This is a genomic window from Pseudomonas sp. R3-52-08, assembly GCF_003851745.1.
In the GTDB taxonomy this organism is placed as follows: domain Bacteria; phylum Pseudomonadota; class Gammaproteobacteria; order Pseudomonadales; family Pseudomonadaceae; genus Aquipseudomonas.
This window is the reverse complement of the sequence record NZ_CP027730.1, coordinates 3,689,388-3,702,952: the sequence shown is the minus strand read 5'-3', so window position 1 is coordinate 3,702,952 and position 13,565 is coordinate 3,689,388. Positions and strand designations below refer to the sequence as shown.

At 62.8% G+C, this 13,565-nt stretch carries 11 protein-coding genes; 4 read left to right on the top strand and 7 right to left on the bottom strand.

Annotation, left to right across the window (positions count from 1 at the left end; translation table 11 throughout):
* Positions 1–76 precede the first annotated feature (76 nt).
* Positions 77–901 carry a DUF2242 domain-containing protein gene (locus C4J91_RS16865; protein ID WP_124363379.1) on the top strand — a complete coding sequence of 275 codons (825 nt, stop codon included), beginning with the start codon at positions 77–79 and terminating at the stop codon, positions 899–901.
* Between the two features lies 1 nt (position 902).
* Here C4J91_RS16865 and aceE read toward each other — a convergent pair whose 3' ends face one another.
* Positions 903–3,563: a pyruvate dehydrogenase (acetyl-transferring), homodimeric type gene (aceE, locus tag C4J91_RS16860; RefSeq protein WP_124363378.1), complete on the bottom strand. Its 2,661-nt coding sequence runs from the start codon at positions 3,561–3,563 to the stop codon at positions 903–905.
* Between the two features lie 145 nt (positions 3,564–3,708).
* Here aceE and C4J91_RS16855 point away from each other — a divergent pair, with 145 nt between their 5' ends.
* Entirely contained in the window at positions 3,709–4,179 is a 471-nt protein-coding gene (locus C4J91_RS16855) for a MarR family winged helix-turn-helix transcriptional regulator (RefSeq protein ID WP_124363377.1), read from the top strand.
* Positions 4,180–4,195: 16 nt separating this feature from the next.
* On the opposite strand, the gene C4J91_RS16850 is transcribed toward C4J91_RS16855, so the two are convergent.
* The 3 genes from C4J91_RS16850 to C4J91_RS16840 all read right to left on the bottom strand — a co-directional run bounded on the left by C4J91_RS16850 (position 4,196) and on the right by C4J91_RS16840 (position 7,705).
* Positions 4,196–5,203, bottom strand: coding sequence for a pyruvate dehydrogenase (locus C4J91_RS16850; protein ID WP_124363376.1), 1,008 nt, complete (start codon positions 5,201–5,203; stop codon positions 4,196–4,198).
* Positions 5,204–5,535: 332 nt separating this feature from the next.
* Positions 5,536–6,570, bottom strand: coding sequence for an AraC family transcriptional regulator (locus tag C4J91_RS16845; protein ID WP_124363375.1), 1,035 nt, complete (start codon positions 6,568–6,570; stop codon positions 5,536–5,538).
* A gap of 4 nt (positions 6,571–6,574) precedes the next feature.
* Positions 6,575–7,705: a carbon-nitrogen hydrolase family protein gene (locus C4J91_RS16840; RefSeq protein WP_124363374.1), complete on the bottom strand. Its 1,131-nt coding sequence runs from the start codon at positions 7,703–7,705 to the stop codon at positions 6,575–6,577.
* Positions 7,706–7,916: 211 nt separating this feature from the next.
* Here C4J91_RS16840 and C4J91_RS16835 point away from each other — a divergent pair, with 211 nt between their 5' ends.
* A complete protein-coding gene (locus C4J91_RS16835) occupies positions 7,917–9,956 on the top strand; it encodes an NADPH-dependent 2,4-dienoyl-CoA reductase (protein ID WP_124363373.1) in 2,040 nt (679 codons plus the stop codon).
* Between the two features lie 67 nt (positions 9,957–10,023).
* On the top strand, positions 10,024–10,914 hold the full coding sequence (locus C4J91_RS16830) for a 1-aminocyclopropane-1-carboxylate deaminase/D-cysteine desulfhydrase (RefSeq protein WP_124363372.1): 891 nt from the start codon (positions 10,024–10,026) through the stop codon (positions 10,912–10,914).
* 1 nt (position 10,915) lies between these two features.
* Here C4J91_RS16830 and C4J91_RS16825 read toward each other — a convergent pair whose 3' ends face one another.
* The 3 genes from C4J91_RS16825 to C4J91_RS16815 form a co-directional block, all read right to left on the bottom strand.
* On the bottom strand, positions 10,916–11,470 hold the full coding sequence (locus C4J91_RS16825; RefSeq protein ID WP_124363371.1) for a cytochrome b: 555 nt from the start codon (positions 11,468–11,470) through the stop codon (positions 10,916–10,918).
* Positions 11,471–11,581: 111 nt separating this feature from the next.
* Positions 11,582–12,409, bottom strand: a complete 828-nt coding sequence (gene phnX, locus C4J91_RS16820) for a phosphonoacetaldehyde hydrolase (protein ID WP_124363370.1) — start codon at positions 12,407–12,409, stop codon at positions 11,582–11,584.
* Positions 12,410–12,437: 28 nt separating this feature from the next.
* Positions 12,438–13,547: a 2-aminoethylphosphonate--pyruvate transaminase gene (locus C4J91_RS16815; RefSeq protein WP_124363369.1), complete on the bottom strand. Its 1,110-nt coding sequence runs from the start codon at positions 13,545–13,547 to the stop codon at positions 12,438–12,440.
* Between the last annotated feature and the right edge of the window lie 18 nt (positions 13,548–13,565).

Here is a 13,565-nt window from a genome sequence, read left to right as displayed (position 1 = left end):
TACCGACAGGAATGCGCGCGCCAACGCCTCGTTCTGTTGCACAATACCGCCCGGACTGTTTTTCTCAGGATTTTCGATGTCGACATCATTTCACTTGCGAAACCTAGGGTTGGCGCTGGTGCTGGCGGGCGCGGCGGGTTGCTCGTCGCCCAAGACCGCTATTTACGAACATGAGAATTTCGACGATTCCGGTACGTTTTCCCGCGATTACCCGGTAAGCGATGTGGCGGCCTGTGAAGCCGCGCGTCGTGCCTTGCTGAGCCAGGGCTATATCATCACCAGCAGCGACCCGAAGTTGGTGGCCGGTAACAAGAGTTTCCAGCAGACCGGCGAAAGCCACCTGCAGATCAGTTTCAACGTGGTGTGTGCCGCGGATGGCAAAGGCAGCAATCATTCGACGATGTTTGCCAACGCCTTGCAGGACCGCTATGCCCTGAAGAAGGTCAACAACTCCGCGAGTCTCGGGGTAGGGGTACTGGGTTCGGTGTCGATGCCGATCGGCTCCACCGATGACTCGATGGTCAAGGTGGCGAGCGAGACCGTGTCGGCGCCCAAGTTCTATGAGCGTTACTTTGCATTGGTGGATGTGTTCCTGCCCCAGGAAGTGAAGCAGGCTGCGCACATCCCCGAGAAGCCCAAGGATGAGCTTGGTATGCCTGAGCCGAAGGCTGCACCGGCCGCCGAGAAGGTCGAGGCGCCCCAGGAGACACCGGCAACGCCTGCCGCTGCGCAACCGCTTGCACCGCCAGCCGAAGCCGCACCGATCGCGCCGAGCGTAGCGCCGGAGCCCGTACCGGACACCGCACCGGCCCCGGCAGCGGAGCCCGCGCCGGCGCCGACCAACCCGAACCTGCCAGCGCCGACAGAGGCGATTCCACCCCTGCCAACGCCTGCGCAGTGATTCACACCGCTACGGGGTCTGCCTTGTCGGCATTGATCCCGTAGCGGCTGATGGCCTCCACGACTTTGTCACGGCCTATCACGCCGTCATCTGCCAGTGCCTTCAGGGCAGCCAGCACGATGAAGTGTCGATCCACTTCAAAAAACTCGCGCAGCGCTTCCCGCGTATCCGACTGCCCGAAACCATCGGTTCCCAACGCCACAAAGCGGCGGCCGTGTACGAAAGGGCGGATCTGGTCTGCGAATAATTTCATGTAGTCCGTTGCCACCACCATTGGCCCGGCTTTACCGACGAGGCACTGCTCCACGTAGCTCAGGCGTGGCTCAGCCTCCGGATGCAGCAGGTTCCAGCGCTCTGTTGCGTGCCCGTCACGGCGCAGCTCAGTCAGGCTGGTGGCGCTCCATACATCACTGTGTACGGCAAAGTCCTGCTCAAGCAGGGCCGCTGCGGCGATCACTTCGCGCAAAATCGAACCACTGCCCATCAATTGCACCTGTGCGTCGGGGTGTGTGCTCAACGGGTACATACCTTTGAGAATGCCATCCTCCACGCCTTCGGGGATCGCCGGGTGCGGGTAGTTTTCATTGAGCAGGGTGATGTAGTAGTAGATATCCTCCTGCTCGACATACATACGGCGCATGCCCTCGCGAATGATCACCGCCAGCTCGTAGGCAAAGGTCGGATCATAGGCCACGCAGCACGGAATCACTGACGCCAGGATATGGCTGTGCCCGTCGTCATGTTGCAAGCCTTCGCCCATCAGGGTAGTGCGCCCGGCCGTGGCCCCCAGCAGAAAACCGCGGGCCCGCGCATCTCCGGCCGCCCAGGCCAGGTCGCCGACGCGCTGGAAGCCGAACATCGAATAGAAGATATAGAAAGGCACGGTCATCAGGCCGTGGTTGCTGTAGGACGTACTCGCCGCGATCCACGAGGAAATAGCACCCGATTCATTCAGGCCTTCCTGCATGATCTGTCCGTCCTTGCTCTCTTTGTAGTAGCTCAGTTGCCCAGCGTCCTGCGGGGTGTACAGCTGGCCGACGGCGGAGTGGATGCCGATCTGTCGGAACAGGCTTTCCATGCCGAAGGTGCGCGACTCATCCGGCACGATGGGGACGATCAGCTTGCTCAGATGTGGGTCCTTGAGCAGCGTGCCCAGGATGCGCACGAAGGCCATGGTGGTGGAAATCGCGCGCTCGCCGGTGTCCTTGAGTTGAGTGGCGAAGGCGGACAGCGGCGGGATCGTCAACGGCGCGACGCTGCTGTGCCGAGCGGGCACATAGCCGCCCAGGGCCTGGCGTCGGGCGGCAAAGTAGCGGGCTTCGACACTGTCGGCGGCGGGTTTGAGGTAGGGGATTTCGTCGAGCTGGTCATCCGCCACTTCCAGCCCGAAGCGGTCACGGAAGGCTTTCACCGCGTCGGCCCCCATCTTCTTCAATTGATGGTTGATGTTCTGGCCTTCGCCGGCTTCGCCCATGCCGAAGCCTTTTACGGTCTTGGCCAGGATCACCGTGGGCTGGCCCTTGTGCCGCACTGCGGCGGCGTAGGCGTTGTAGACCTTGTCCGGGTCATGCCCGCCCCGTGAGAGTTTCCAGATGTCGTCGTCGGACATATCTGCAACCAGTGCCAGCAACTCCGGATATTTACCAAAGAAGTGTTCGCGTACGTAGGCGCCATTCTGGGATTTGTAATTCTGATAGTCACCGTCCACGCATTCCATCATGCGTTGGCGCAGCAGGCCGCTGTGGTCCTTTTCCAGCAGCGCATCCCAGCCACCGCCCCAGATTACCTTGATCACATTCCAGCCAGCAGCGCGGTACAGGCTCTCGAACTCCTGGATCACCTTGGCATTACCGCGCACCGGGCCGTCCAGGCGCTGCAGGTTGCAGTTGACCACAAAGATCAGGTTGTCGAGTTTTTCACGGCCAGCGACGGAAATGGCGGCCAGGGATTCCGGCTGATCCATTTCGCCATCGCCCAGGAACGCCCAGACCTTGCGACCCTGGTGTGGCTTGAGGTCGCGAAACTCCAGGTAACGCATAAAACGCGCCTGGTACGCGGCAGTGATCGGCCCGAGCCCCATGGACACCGTAGGGAATTGCCAGAAGTCCGGCATCAGCCGTGGATGAGGGTATGACGATAGGCCTTCGCCGCCGGCCTCGCGGCGAAAGTTGTCCAGTTGGGCTTCGTTGATACGGCCTTCCAGATATGCGCGGCCATAGATGCCGGGGGAGGAATGGCCCTGGATGTACACCAGGTCGCCGTCGAACGTGTCAGTTCGGCCTCGGAAGAAATGGTCGAAGCCTACGTCGTACAGCACTGCGGCTGACGCATAGGTGGCGATATGCCCACCCACCCCGGAGTGTTTGCCTGCACGCAATACCATCGCCATGGCATTCCAGCGGATAAATGCGTTGGTGCGGCGTTCGATGTCCAGATTGCCGGGGTAGGGCACTTGGCGATCGACGGCAATGGTATTCACGTAAGGGGTGGTCACCCGTCCGTAAAAGTCGCCGTGGCGCGCGACGTCGAAATCCAGCAACTGATCGATCAGGTAGTGGGCGCGGGGGCGGCCTTCGGCCGACAGCACCGATTCGATGGAGTCCAGCCACTCGCGGGTTTCCTGCGGATCGTTGTCCAGGGACGCGGCGTTATTCGGGTTCATATGAGGCTCCAGGGTAAGCGGATTCCAGGCGGCGAACGCCTTGTGGGCGTGGCGCGGTTATAGTTGCAATTGCAACGACATGCCCGAATTTAGCCCGGGATGAGCTACTATTGCAACCTTCTTGAAATTCCCCGGATGGTGGTGCATGTCGTCGAAAGAGCCTGATGTATGGTTCCGTTTTGTCAGGGCCCACAGGACGGTCATCCGTGAAATCGAGCGCCGGTTGGCCGAGGCGCAACTGCCGCCGTATGCCTGGTACGACGCGTTGTGGGGACTGGAAAGCGGTCCTGAGGGCACTCGCCGTATGCATGAACTGGCCGATGTACTGGCCATCGAGCGTTACAACCTCACGCGTCTGGTCGACCGCCTGGAAAAAGACGGCCTGGTGGTGCGCTCGCGTTCCGACGGTGATGGTCGGGCGGCGTTTGCCTCAATCACCGAGGCAGGCCGGACCCTGCGCAAAAAAATGTGGAAGATCTACGAAAGCACTGTGGACGAGCTGTTCCTGTCGCAGATCGAGCCTGAGCATCGCCGGGCCTTTGCCGATGCGCTGGAGCGTACGGCGGGGCTGGCCATGGAGGCGGGTGTACAAACCCGCAGTCGACGCAAAACCTGAGGTGCCGCGTTTCCGCTCATATCAGGCCATAGCGTTGCAGGGCGTCTTTCACTTTTTGTGTGTCCAGATGCCCCTCATCGGCCAAGGCTTTGAGCGCCAACACCACAATCCAATACCGGTTCGGTGCGGCTGCCTGCACGGAGCCTGCGCCCAGCGCCACGAAGCGCGTATCAACATGCGCCGCCAACTGATCGACAACCGCCTGCGGGTATCCGGTGACGGCAACTACCGGGGCGCGGCTCCCCGCCAGGCAGTCGCGCAGATGGCAGCTGCGCCTGGGCGCATGCGGATGCAGGCGGTTCCAGCGCTCAGCGGCCGCCGCCTCGCGGGCCAACCGGGTGTAACTGGGGCAACTCCAGACGTGCGCCGCGATGCCCCATTCATCTTCCAGCAACTGCGCCGCGTGTATCACCTCCTCCAGTGCCCGGCCGGCACCGAGCAGGTGCACTGTCGCCCCTGCGCCCGGTCGCCGCACGGAGTACATGCCCTTGACTATGCCTTCACGGTCCAGCGTCTGCGGTGCGATGGCGCTTTCTTGGTCATGTAACGCCAGGTAATAAAAACCCGGCGTGCCGTCGATATATAACGTGCGCAACCCCGCCAGCACGATCGCCTGTGCTTCTTCGCCCGAGGCGGGGTCGTAGGGCGTGCAGCGTGGATTGGCCGACAGCCACAATGGCAACGACGGCTGCGCGCCCTTCGGCCAAGGCGATGGCTGGGTTTCGCTGGCGTTGCACAAGATGCCGCGCTGGGCGGTCTGGTCTGACAATGCGCACAGCTGCGCGGACGACGTCACGCTGTGCAGGTAGAGCAGCGGTTTTTCGCCGGTGTTGCGCGCAAACCAGGTGGGCCAGCTGCCCACGCGCCGACTGCGTGACTGCCCGCGAATCACCCAGGCTTGGCGGCTCGATTCCAAGGTGTTGGCCATGGTCATGATGGTGTACAGCGGCGAGTTGCGCGTGGATGCGCAGGGGGTGAGTGCGTCGATGCACAATTGCGCAGCGTTCGCGGTAGAGGCGGGCATGGGCGTGGCTCCTGGCAACAGAGGGTCTACCCTAATGGAATTTGACTGGTAATTGCAATTGCAATGATTGCAATTGCGCGTCAGCGCTAAGCCGCTAAATCAGTCCGCCGCCGATGCGTTTAATCTTCGAGAGCAGAGCCGTCATGGCGCAGACATTTTTTCGTCATGACGGCACTTTAGGCTGATCGTGCAGGTCATTAATCGTGCGGCCGCTTTTAACTCAACAAGGAGTCCCCCATGGACGATTACCAGGAAGAACTATTGGAGTACCAGGCATTCGAATTCGACCCGCTGGACCCGGTCGACGATGCCACCGAACTGTAAGCCCGACTTCAGGCGGAATGCCGCTGACTGCGGCGAAATTCCCCTGGGGTCTGGTTGTTCCAGCGCCTGAAGGCGCGTTGGAAGGCTTGGGCTGAAGCGAAACCGAGCAAGTAGGCGATCTCGCCGAAAGCCAGTTCCGTATCGCGAATGTAGGTCATGGCCAGGTCGCGGCGGGTGTCGTTGAGAATCGCACGGAACTGGGTGCCCTCGTCGGCCAGTTTGCGGCGCAGTGTCCAAGTGGGCAGCTTCAAGCGTGCCGCCACTTCTTCCAGGTCGGGTTCCCGGCCGCCATTGAGCATCGGCCCGAGCAACCGGGTAATGCGCTCGCGCAGGCTGCGGGTGCGCGTCAGCTGCTCCAGTTCCCGTTCACACAGTTGCAGCAACAGCTGCCAGGTACTCGGGCAGTGGTGCGGGTTGCGCAGGGCGAGGGTAGGTTGGCTGAGACGCAGTTGATTGTTCTCGGCACCGAACTGCACCGGTGCGGACCCCAGCACGTCATACCGCTCACTGTACTCGGGAGCCTCGAACTCGATTTCGATGCGCTGGGCCTGCACCCTTTGTTGCGCCAGGCTCGACAGTTGATGCAGCCAGCCGGCGATGATCGAGTCCACCACAAAGCGGTTGTAGGCGTTGTAAGGGCTGATCGAATAGAACCGCAGCCAAGCGCCTTCGGCGTCCTCATGAAAACTCGATTGCCCACGGTAGTTGGAGCCATACAAGGGTTCGAAACGCGTCAGCGTACGCGCGGCTTCGCGCACATTCGGTGCCTGGGCCGCGGTGACACCGGCGAGCCCGGCCTGGCTCAGGCGGCTGAGCTGGCCCATGCGCAGGCCCAGCCCCGCATCGCCGGTCAGTTGGATGGCCGCATGGCCCAGGCGCATATAGCGCGGTATCGACAACCGCGCGCCCGCTTCGGCCAGGCGGGCGGGGTCCAGGCCGTATTGCAGCAGCAGCGGTTGCGGGTCCAAGCCGTGGCTGTGCACGGCATCGGCCAAGGTATGCACGAAGCCCACCGACAAATCTCCCAGGCGTACCGGCTTCACGCGGCTACAGCCAGATATTCAGCAGGCGCGCGCCACGGGCATCGCCATCGGCGAACAGTTGCCCGTTGCGGCTGAGAAAGCTTTGCCCGGCGCTGCCCAGTTCCCAGAACTGCCCACGCAAAAACACGCTCATGCCCGCCGTGGCTTGGCTGATCGGTGGCTGGCTGATCAAAGTCAGGCGGCGCCAGGCTTCGCCCTCGCTGGTTTCTTCGGGCTTGAGGCTGACTTCCGACGGCGTCGACACGCTCTTGAAGCCGCGCCACGGGCGGTCCCAGGTGTCGCGCCCGGTCACGTAGGCCGGCACTGCGATCAATTGGGCGCCTTGATCGTTGAGCTTGCGGTAGTTATCCGGGTACCAGCTGTCGCTGCCGATCAGGATGCCCAGGCGCCCGGCCGGGGTGTCGACCACGCTGACGATGTTTTCATCGCCCGGCTCGATAAAGCCGCGTTCGTCGTAGATTGGATACAGCTGACGTTGCGGCTGGCCCAGGGGCAAACCGTCGGCGGCAAACACCAGACTGACGTTGTACAGCGCGCCGTGGCCGACCTGCAGTTGCCCCAGGCTGACACTCGGGTTGGGCAGGGCGATGGAGCCGGCCACCAGGGTCACGCCGAACTCCTTGGCCAGGCCGCCAAACAGCACTTGGTAATCGCGCGCCATGCCCGGCGCTTTCATGCGCAAATACGCATCGTCCATGCGGTTCTCGCCGGTGGCGCTGATCCAGGCGCGCATGAACTGCACCGGGTTGCTGACTGACAACCAGTTCATTGCGTCCCTGAGATGAGGCGCCTGGTACAGCTCGTTTTTCTCGCCGCCCAGCATCAGCCAGGTGCCGATGTGCTCGGGCAGCACCACGATGGTCTTGTCGTTGATCAAGCCCAGCTCACGGGCCTTTTGCAGATAGGCCGAGAGCTTCAAGTGCAAGCGTTCCAGGCTCTGGTAGTCGGCAGGGAACAGCTCCGGCTGGATGCCCAGCAGGTTGCCACGCTCGGCCGGCTGGCCTTCGTTGACGGCGAGGGTGATGCGCAGGTCTGACAGGTAATGCCCCACGGGGCGCTCCTGGGTCCAGACCAGATACGCGGCAAGGGCGGCAACCAGGGCCATGGAGACGGTGAACACGAGTAATTTACGCATGGGGCAACAGACAACACACCGGGGGCAGGGTTCGCGACTAGGGTAGGGCCCATGGCCTGGCTTGCCAAGGGGTGCTGTGCATTTGGATCAATAACTTGTCAGTTTCAGTCATTGAGCGGTAGGTGATCGCCTCTTAGTCTGTGGGACATAAACCGATGGGGTGCCATTCGAGCCCTCCACGTCCCGTGATGATCCGTTGTGGAGCTGTACCATGACCGCTGCTGCCTACCCGCATTTGCTGGCCCCGTTGGACCTGGGTTTTACCACCCTGCGCAACCGCACTCTGATGGGCTCCATGCACACTGGCCTGGAAGAAAAGCCCGGCGGGTTCGAGCGCATGGCGGCTTACTTCGCCGAGCGTGCCCGTGGCGGCGTCGGCCTGATGGTGACTGGCGGCATCGGCCCGAACGATGAAGGCGGCGTGTATGCCGGTGCGGCCAAGCTGACCACCGACGAAGAGGCGCAAAAACACAAGATCGTCACCCGAGCCGTGCACGACGCCGGTGGCAAGATCTGCATGCAGATTCTGCATGCCGGGCGTTATGCCTACAGCCCTAAGCAAGTGGCGCCGAGCGCGATCCAGGCGCCGATCAACCCGTTCAAGCCCAAGGAGCTGGACGAGGAGGGCATCGAGAAGCAGATCCGGGATTTCGTCACCTGCTCGCTGCTGGCCCAGGTCGCCGAGTACGACGGCGTGGAAATCATGGGTTCTGAGGGCTACTTCATTAACCAGTTTCTCGCCGCCCACACCAACCACCGCACCGACCGTTGGGGCGGCAGCTTTGAAAACCGCATGCGCCTGGCCGTGGAAATCGTGCGCCGGGTGCGTGAAGCGGTAGGCCCGAATTTCATCATTATCTTCCGCCTGTCGATGCTCGACCTGGTTGAGGGCGGCAGCGTCTGGGACGAAGTCGTGCAGCTGGCCAAGGCCATCGAGCAGGCCGGTGCGACCCTGATCAACACCGGCATCGGCTGGCACGAAGCGCGCATTCCGACCATCGCCACCAAGGTGCCGCGCGGGGCGTTCAGCAAGGTCACCGCCAAATTGCGCGGGGCGGTACAGATCCCGTTGATCACCACCAACCGCATCAACACCCCCGAAGTCGCCGAGCAGATCCTCGCCGAAGGCGACGCCGACATGGTCTCCATGGCGCGGCCGTTCCTCGCCGACCCGGAGTTCGTCAACAAGGCCGCGGCCGGGCGCGCCGACGAGATCAACACCTGCATCGGCTGCAACCAGGCGTGCCTGGACCACACCTTCGGCGGCAAGCTGACCACTTGCCTGGTCAACCCGCGGGCGTGCTATGAAACCGAGCTTAATTACCTGCCGGTCAAGCAGATCAAGAAAATCGCGGTAGTCGGCGCCGGCCCCGCCGGCCTGGCGGCGGCAACGGTGGCCGCCGAGCGCGGCCACCAGGTGACGCTGTTCGATTCCGCCAGCGAGATCGGCGGCCAGTTCAACATCGCCAAGCGTGTGCCGGGCAAGGAAGAGTTCTTTGAAACCCTGCGTTACTTCAAGCGCAAATTGCAGACTACCCATGTCGAGATGTGCCTCAACACCCGTGTCGACGTGGCGCAACTGGTGGCGGGCGGTTATGACGAGGTGATCCTGGCCACCGGTATCGCGCCGCGTACCCCGGCGATCCCCGGTGTGGAACACGCCAAGGTGCTGAGTTATCTGGATGTGATCCTCGAGCGCAAGCCGGTGGGCAAGCGTGTGGCGGTGATCGGCGCTGGCGGCATCGGGTTCGACGTGTCGGAATTCCTGGTGCATCAGGGCGTGTCTACCAGCCTGGACCGTGAAGCGTTCTGGAAGGAGTGGGGCATCGACACCCTGCTTGAGGCCCGTGGCGGCGTGGCCGGGATCAAGCCCGAGCGGCATGCACCGGCGCGTGAGGTGTTCCTGCTGCAACGCAAGGCGTCCAAGGTCGGCGACGGCCTGGGCAAGACCACCGGATGGATCCACCGCACCGGCTTGAAAAACAAACAGGTGCAGATGCTCAACAGCGTCGAATACCTGAAGATCGATGATGAAGGCCTGCACATCCGCATCGGCGCCGAGGGCGAGCCCCAGGTGCTGGTGGTGGACAACATCGTCATCTGCGCCGGCCAGGACCCGCTGCGCGAACTGCACGACGGCCTGGTCGCCGCCGGGCAGCACGTGCACCTGATTGGCGGTGCCGATGTGGCGGCCGAACTGGACGCCAAGCGCGCCATCAACCAGGGCTCGCGTCTCGCCGCCGAGCTTTGAGGCACAGGAGCTGTGAAGAACAGGAGCGGTGGTAGACTGCCGCTCTTTTTCAGGCAGATGCGCCCTCATGGGTCCTTTCGACTGGCTCCCCCACGCTCCTCTTGAACCCGTGCAACTGGACTGGCTGCAGGGCGTTGAGTTGGCTGTACTGCGCCTGGACCGTATCGACCCGCTGATCAGCGGCAACAAATGGTTCAAGCTCAGCGGCCACCTGGCCCAGGCGCAACAGGCCTGCGCCAGCGGCATCATCAGCCTCGGCGGGGCTTACTCCAACCATCTGCATGCACTGGCGGCGGCGGGCAAGCGCTTTGGCTTCGCCACCGTCGGCCTGTTGCGCGGCCATGCCCAGGACACCCCCACAGTGCTCGACCTGAAAGCCTTAGGCATGCACCTGCATTGGCTGGGCTACGGCGGTTATCGCGAGCGGCATGCGCCGGGGTTCTGGTTGCCTTGGCATGAGCAGTATCCGCATTTGTACCCGGTACCCGAAGGCGGTGGCGGATTGACCGGAGCGTTGGGTTGCGCGGTATTGCTCGAGCAGGCGCGGGCGCAATTGGCGAACCTGGGCTGGGGCGACTACGACGCCTGGTGGCTGGCGGCCGGCACTGGCACCACCCTGGCCGGCCTGGCGCTGGCCGAGGCGGGCGCGCATGCCGTGTACGGGGCGATGGCGGTGCCGGATGATCACGGTGTGGCGCAGAACGTCAATGCCATCGTGCAGCACGGCTACCACTTGCTTGACGCCAGCCGTGGCGGCTTTGCCAGCGTCGACCCGCTATTGCTCGAATTCATCGACAGCACGCAACAGGCGTGTGGCATACCCCTGGAGCCGCTCTACACCGGCAAGGCGCTGCTGGCGCTGAAGCAGCAGATCGACGCCGGACGTTTTGCGGCCGGCACTCGGTTGATCTTCGTTCACACCGGCGGCTTGCAAGGCCGCCGAGGCTTCAACGCCTAGCTCAGCGAACACTCCGGCCCGGCATCATGCGCAGTGCGGTGTTATCGCGCAGCACATAATGATGAAAGATCCCCGCCAATGCATGCAGCCCGATCAGCCAATACCCCGCTTTGCCGAACCACACATGCCAGCCTTCGATCTGCTTGGCCAATGCCTTGTTCTCGCCAATCAGCGGCGGCAATTCCATCCCATAGAACATCACCGAATGCCCTTCGGCACTGACGATCAGCCAACCGGCAATCGGCATGCCGATCATCAGGGCGTACAGCGCAGCGTGCATCAGGGTTGCCAGCAGGCTCTGCCATTGCGGCGGCTGCGGCAGTATTTTCGGTGCAACGCCCAGGCTGCGCGCAAACAGGCGCAACCACACCAGCACGAACACAGTGAGGCCAAGCATGAAGTGCATTTCCACAATCAGCGTGCGTGCGCCGCTGCCTTTGGGGAACTGCCCGCGCAGTTCAATGCAGGCGTAAACCACCGCCAGCAGCACCACCATCAACCAGTGCAACGCAATCGACATGGTGCTGTAGCGTGTATCGGAATTTTTCCACGGCATTACTGGGTTCCTCACTTGTCAGGGCATGCCTCCGTTCTTTGACGGAGTAGGGTAACTGTATGCCTGTTTCAAGCGCTTCGCCCGTTGCGAATGCGGTTGCCTTGACCTCGGTCAGTCGCTTTGCGGCATTTCCCCACGCGCCAGGCGCGCATTGATATCGGCGATCACCTGGGGCAGCTCGGTAATGGTGTCCACGCTGTAGTGCGGGCGTGAGCCTTCGAACAGCGCTTCGATACGCTGGCGCTCGCTGGCCAATGTGGCACTGTCCAAGCCCCGGAATTGCTCGTAGGTCAGGCCCAGGGCGTTGCCGGAGCAGGTCAGCGCCACGGTCCACATGCCTGCGCGGCGGCCTTCCAGTATGCCCGGCACGGTGTCGTCGACCTTCACGCACGCCGCCACATCGTCAATACCCAGCGCGATCACATTGGCCAGGGCCTGGGCCGGCCACGGGCGGCCATTGGGGACTTCGTCGGAGGCGACCACATGGTCGGCGACATAGCCGTTGCTGGCGGCCAGGGCGACCACTTTGTCCATCACTTGCCTGGGGTAGCCGGAGCAGGAACCGATCCGGATGCCCTGCGCGCGCAGCCCGGCGAGGGTGTCGAGGGCGCCGGGAATCAGCGCCGAGTGTTCGGCGATTTTCTCGATCTGCAACGGCATGAAACGCTGGTAAATGGCCGTTACGTCGTCGTCGGTGGGCGTGCGGCCGAACGCCTGGCGGTAGCGCTCGGCAACTTGCGGCTGGTCGCACAGCGTGCGGATGTGGTCCCACTTGCCCATCCCCATCGGGCCACGGGCTTCTTCGATGCAAACCTGTACGCCGAACTCCGCGAAGGCCTCGACGAAAATCTGCGTGGGCGCAAACGAGCCGAAGTCGACCACGGTGCCGGCCCAGTCGAGGATGACGGCCTGAAGGGTGGTGGGGTTTTGATAGTTCATTGTGCAGATCCTGTCGGTAAGGGGAAAATCAGATGTCCAGCACGTTCATGTCTTGCAGCACTTGGGCAATGGCGTTGACGGCGGCCTGCATGCCTGCGGCATCGACCTGGCCGATGCAGCCCACGCGGAAGGTCTCGACCTGGGTCAATTTGCCCGGATACAGGAGAAAACCCTTGGCCTTGACCCGCTCGTAGAATTCCCTGAACTGGTAGCGCGGGTCCTTGGGTGCGTGGAAGGTGACGATGATCGGTGCCTGGATCGCCGCCGGCAGGAAGCTGCGCAGGCGCAGTTCGGCCATGCCGTCCAGCAGTGTCTGGCAGTTAGTCGCGTAGCGTTGATAGCGGGCGCTCAGGCCGCCTTCTTCGTGGTACTGCAGCAGCGCTTCGTGCAGGGCAGCGACCACGTGAGTGGGCGGGGTGAAACGCCATTGGCCGGTCTGGACCATGTAGTGGTGCTGGTCGAACAGGTCCATCGCCAGGGAGTGAGAATGACCTCGGCTGGCGGCCAGCGCGGTTTTTTCGACGAAGACAAACCCCATGCCTGGCACGCCTTCCAGGCATTTGCCGGAGGCTGCGATCAGCGCGTCGAACGGCACTTCGCGCGCGTCGATCGGTAATGCGCCGAAGGAACTCATGGCGTCGATGATCAGGCGCTTGCCGTGGCGTTTGACCACCTCGGCGATCTGCGCCAGCGGGTTGAGGATGCCGGTGCTGGTTTCGCAGTGGATCAGCGCGACATGGGTGATAGCGGTGTCGGCGTGCAGCAGGCGGTCCACATCGGCGGCGGCGGTGGGTTCGTCCTCCCGGGTTTCAAAGGTGCTGAATGCACGGCCGAGCACCTCGCAGATCTTCGCCAGGCGCTTGCCGTAGGCGCCGTTGACCAATACGAGTACCTTGCCGTTGCGCGGTACCAGGGTGCCGATGGCGGCTTCGACGGCGAAGGTGCCACTGCCTTGCAACGGCACGCAATGATGACGCTCGGCACCCTGGATGATCGCCAGCAATTGCTCGCAAACGCTGGCGGTGAGTTGGTTGAAACGCTCATCCCATGAACCCCAGTCCACCATCATCGCCTGACGGGTGCGGTTTGACGTGGTCAGGGGGCCGGGGGTCAGCAGGATTGGCGTGGCAGTGCGCATCTTGGCTCCTCGTAAAAC